The organism is Bacillus sp. JJ1474 (genome assembly GCF_036965225.1).
Taxonomy (GTDB): Bacteria; Bacillota; Bacilli; order Bacillales; family Cytobacillaceae; genus Cytobacillus.
Map to the genome: position 1 here is coordinate 1 of NZ_JBALPC010000090.1, position 4,021 is coordinate 4,021.

At 37.1% G+C, this 4,021-nt stretch carries 5 protein-coding genes; 1 reads left to right on the forward strand and 4 read right to left on the reverse strand.

Annotated features, from left to right (window positions below):
- Nucleotides 1–90: 90 nt before the first annotated feature.
- From V7164_RS13090 to typA, 3 genes are read right to left on the reverse strand one after another with little or no spacing between them, the layout of a single operon-like run.
- Nucleotides 91–381 carry a hypothetical protein gene (locus tag V7164_RS13090; protein ID WP_335344760.1) on the reverse strand — a complete coding sequence of 97 codons (291 nt, stop codon included), beginning with the start codon at nt 379–381 and terminating at the stop codon, nt 91–93.
- A gap of 17 nt (nt 382–398) precedes the next feature.
- The gene (locus V7164_RS13095; protein WP_335344759.1) at nt 399–716 is read right to left on the reverse strand and encodes a YlaH-like family protein; all 318 of its coding nucleotides are present in this window, start codon (nt 714–716) and stop codon (nt 399–401) included.
- Between the two features lie 24 nt (nt 717–740).
- Nucleotides 741–2,579, reverse strand: coding sequence for a translational GTPase TypA (gene typA, locus V7164_RS13100; protein ID WP_335344758.1), 1,839 nt, complete (start codon nt 2,577–2,579; stop codon nt 741–743).
- 180 nt (nt 2,580–2,759) lie between these two features.
- On the opposite strand from typA, the gene V7164_RS13105 reads away from it, so the two are divergent.
- The gene (locus V7164_RS13105) at nt 2,760–2,945 is read left to right on the forward strand and encodes a DUF5325 family protein (protein WP_335344757.1); all 186 of its coding nucleotides are present in this window, start codon (nt 2,760–2,762) and stop codon (nt 2,943–2,945) included.
- A gap of 41 nt (nt 2,946–2,986) precedes the next feature.
- On the opposite strand, the gene V7164_RS13110 is transcribed toward V7164_RS13105, so the two are convergent.
- The gene (locus V7164_RS13110) at nt 2,987–3,784 is read right to left on the reverse strand and encodes an inositol monophosphatase family protein (RefSeq protein WP_335344756.1); all 798 of its coding nucleotides are present in this window, start codon (nt 3,782–3,784) and stop codon (nt 2,987–2,989) included.
- Nucleotides 3,785–4,021 lie beyond the last annotated feature (237 nt).

Here is a 4,021-nt window from a genome sequence, read left to right on the forward strand (position 1 = left end):
GATTGGCTTGTGACCTCGAGGGGGTAGGCGCTGGAGTTAGACAATTCAAAAGAGGGAGGCCTTTGCCTCCCTCTTTTGTCATATAAAATCCTACTCTTCTGGGTAATTTACATATTTTTCAGGTTCCGATTTAATCTGATTCAGCATGACTTCAATAAGTTCTATTGGAAAACGGGATTTTTTTCTTTCTCCGTCTTGATCAAAGTGAACATAGTACATGATTTCATCTTTTTCAATTTGAATATCTGATAGTCCGTGCTCTTCTATTAGCATATCCTCAAACATTTTTACTGTTTCAGCTGCAGCTTTATCATCTGGCCGTTCCAAAATAACAACTTTAATCGATAGCCAATTATACAAAGTATCTTGTAATGATTTCATATTATATCATCTCCATCCTACACCTGTTTTCCTTCTTGCTTTTTTGACTGATGAAGACGGATTTTGTAAATAATTAATATTAATGCTGCAACTACTAAGCCTTCTGTAATCGGGAGGAATACTGCAAAGAATGTCAGGACAGTACACCCTAGAATAAGAAAGAGATAGATAATAGCCGATTTTGCTAACGGCAATTTTTTCGCAAAACCTAATTTAAATACAATAATACAGAGCAAAATAATGGTCAAATATAACATCCACATTCCTAAGCTTGAATTTTCTTGCACTTTAAATAAAGCAGCGAAAAAAGACAGCCGTTCATTTATATCAACCATTTTCTTCTCCCCCTTAAAAGTTTTTTAGCTCATTTCAGCATATTTTTTCTTTTTCGCAATTCTTTCACGTTCATTTTTATCAAGGATTTTTTTACGTAAACGAATTGATTCTGGTGTTACTTCACAATATTCATCTTCGTTTAAATATTCTAAAGCTTCTTCAAGCGTCATAATACGCGGCTTCTTCATTGTTGTCGTTTGTTCTTTCGTTGCAGAGCGAACATTTGTAGCTTGCTTAACTTTCGTAATATTAACTGTGAGGTCACTTTCACGATTGTGCTCCCCGACAATCATTCCTTCATAAATTTCCGTTCCTGGCTCGACAAAGATTGTTCCACGATCCTCTACCTGCATTATCCCATAGGTTGAAGACTTTCCGCTTTCCATGGAGACGAGAACACCTTGACGTCTTCCGCCGACCTGTCCTTGTGCCATTGGCTGATAGCTATCAAAAGTATGATTGATGATTCCGTAACCGCGTGTTAATGTTAGGAATTCAGTTGTGTAACCAATTAGCCCACGGGCTGGAACATTAAAGATTAAGCGTACTTGACCATTCCCATTATTAATCATATCAATCATTTCGCCTTTTCTAGCTCCAATTGATTCCATAATAGAACCTGTATGCTCTTCAGGTACATCGATTTGCACACGTTCAACAGGCTCGCATCGCACACCATCAATTTCCCTTACAATGACCTCTGGCTTGGATACTTGAAGCTCATATCCTTCACGGCGCATATTTTCAATTAATATAGATAAGTGTAATTCTCCACGGCCTGAAACAATCCACGCATCTGGAGAATCTGTATTATCGACTCGAAGACTTACATCTGTCTGCAGTTGTGAACGGAGTCTTTCTTCCACTTTTCTAGAAGTAAGGTATTTACCTTCTCTGCCGGCAAACGGACTATTGTTCACAAGAAATGTCATTTGCAATGTTGGTTCATCGATACGAAGAATTGGCAAAGCCTCTTGATGTTCAACAGGACATACGGTCTCACCAACATTGATATCCTCCATGCCTGATAGAGCAATTAAATCCCCGGAATAAGCTTCTTCAATTTCCTGGCGTTTAAGACCAAAGAAACCAAAGATTTTTGTTACCCGAAATTGTTTAATGGAACCATCTAGCTTCATTAATGCCACTTGCTGACCAACTTTAATCGTTCCACGAAACACTCGTCCTATACCAATTCTACCTACATAATCATTATAATCAAGTAAAGCTACTTGAAACTGTAAAGGTTCTTCACGATTGTCTACTGGTGCCGGAATATGATTTACTATCGCATCATATAGAGCCTGCATGTTCTCGTCTTGTTTAGATGGATCCGTACTTGCTGTACCATTGATACCTGATGCGTAGATAACCGGAAATTCAAGCTGATCTTCAGTTGCTTCCAGTTCAATAAATAAATCTAGCACCTCATCAATTACTTCCTCTGGACGGGCAAAATCACGGTCAATTTTATTGACTACAACAATCGGTGTTAAATTTTGCTCTAATGCTTTTTTAAGAACAAAGCGTGTTTGTGGCATGCAGCCTTCATAAGCATCAACGATAAGCAGAACACCATCAACCATTTTCATGATACGCTCTACCTCACCGCCAAAATCAGCGTGTCCAGGTGTATCAAGAATATTAATTTTTGTATCTTTATACTGAATCGCGGTATTTTTTGCTAAAATAGTAATTCCGCGTTCTCTTTCAATGTCACCTGAATCCATTGCACGTTCTTCAACATGCTCATTAGATCTAAAAGTGCCAGCCTGCTTAAGCAGCTGGTCAACCATTGTTGTTTTACCATGATCAACGTGAGCGATGATAGCAATATTTCGAATGTCTTCTCTAAGTTTCAAGGAAGTTCCTCCTACCTGTATTTAACAATTAACATCAATTTCACTTTTTCAAATCTATAACTGAGACATTATATCATAAATATAGTGGAAACTTAAATCGTTTTTGTGTAAAATAATTATTTGTAGACAATGTTTTTCATAAGAGGCAAAATAAACACCCAAAATGGGAGGTTACATAAAATGAAACAAATCAAATGGCCATTATTAGCTTTTGCGATTGCGGCCGCACTATGCATGATGGGAATTGGAGTTGCAATTGCTGAAAAAAGTGTTGCAGGGATTATTGGCGCAATCATATTATTAATTTTGACAATGGGCTTTGGATTTAAAACAAAGAAGAAATTGAGAGAAAGCGGACTTCTATAAGATAAAAAAACGACCGCCAAGTTTATTGGACGGTCATTTTTTTACCATTTGCCATTATTTAAATACTTCTCCATTATTTCCTGATGAAGGCCTGGTTTTGAAATAAAAACTGTATTATTTTCAAGCATGCTTAAAGCATCGCCCTTTAATGTAGTGGCAAGACCGCCAAGTTCTTCAACCAATATAATCCCAGCTGCAATATCCCATGGTGCAAGACGCATCGTGATATAAGCATCTAGCCTGCCTGAAGCAATATACGCCATCTCCAAAGCGGCAGATCCATATGAACGAGTTCCTCGTGCATCCTTCACTAATGGAGATAAGAGAGCTGGATCAATGCGTTTATTTTCAGTAACCCATGTGGCATTTATTCCAATAACGGCTTCCGAAATAGACACTTTCTCTAGAGGAGGCAATGGTAGATCATTTAGAAATACCCCGCTCCCCTTCATTGCATGATAAAGCTCATCGTGAACAACATCGTATATTAAACCAACCTTCCCAACACCGTCTTCATAAATTCCAATAGAAATTGCAAAATTCCTCTGCTGATGTATGAAGTTCATTGTCCCATCTATTGGGTCAATGATCCAAACAACACCAGTTAAATTATTTAACTTGTCACCAAAACCTTCCTCACCTAGGATTTTATGGTCGGGAAAACTTTCCTTTATTTTTTTAATGAAAAATTGCTCTGTACTTTTATCAATATCTGTTACTAAGTCATTTGCATTCGTTTTTGTTTGAATGACTAGGGTTTTACTAAAGGACCTTTTGATATTTTCTCCAGCTTCTTTAATCCATTTCGTTGCACAATTATTAATTTCTGTCCAATTCATTGTGGTTGAACCCTCCCCATCATCCCGCATACTCGCTATTTCACCTAAAGGGATATTTATTAATCATACAATAAATAACAATAGCTTAATTGAAGCAGAATGACACTTCAAGCATTATCCTTTCACAGTAGTAATAAATTTAATCGTTTATTGAAAAAACAACAAAACGAACTCCCAAATTTGGTGAAGGAGTTCGTTGTTATAGGTTAAGTCTAATTTCAATATACATTTTCTATT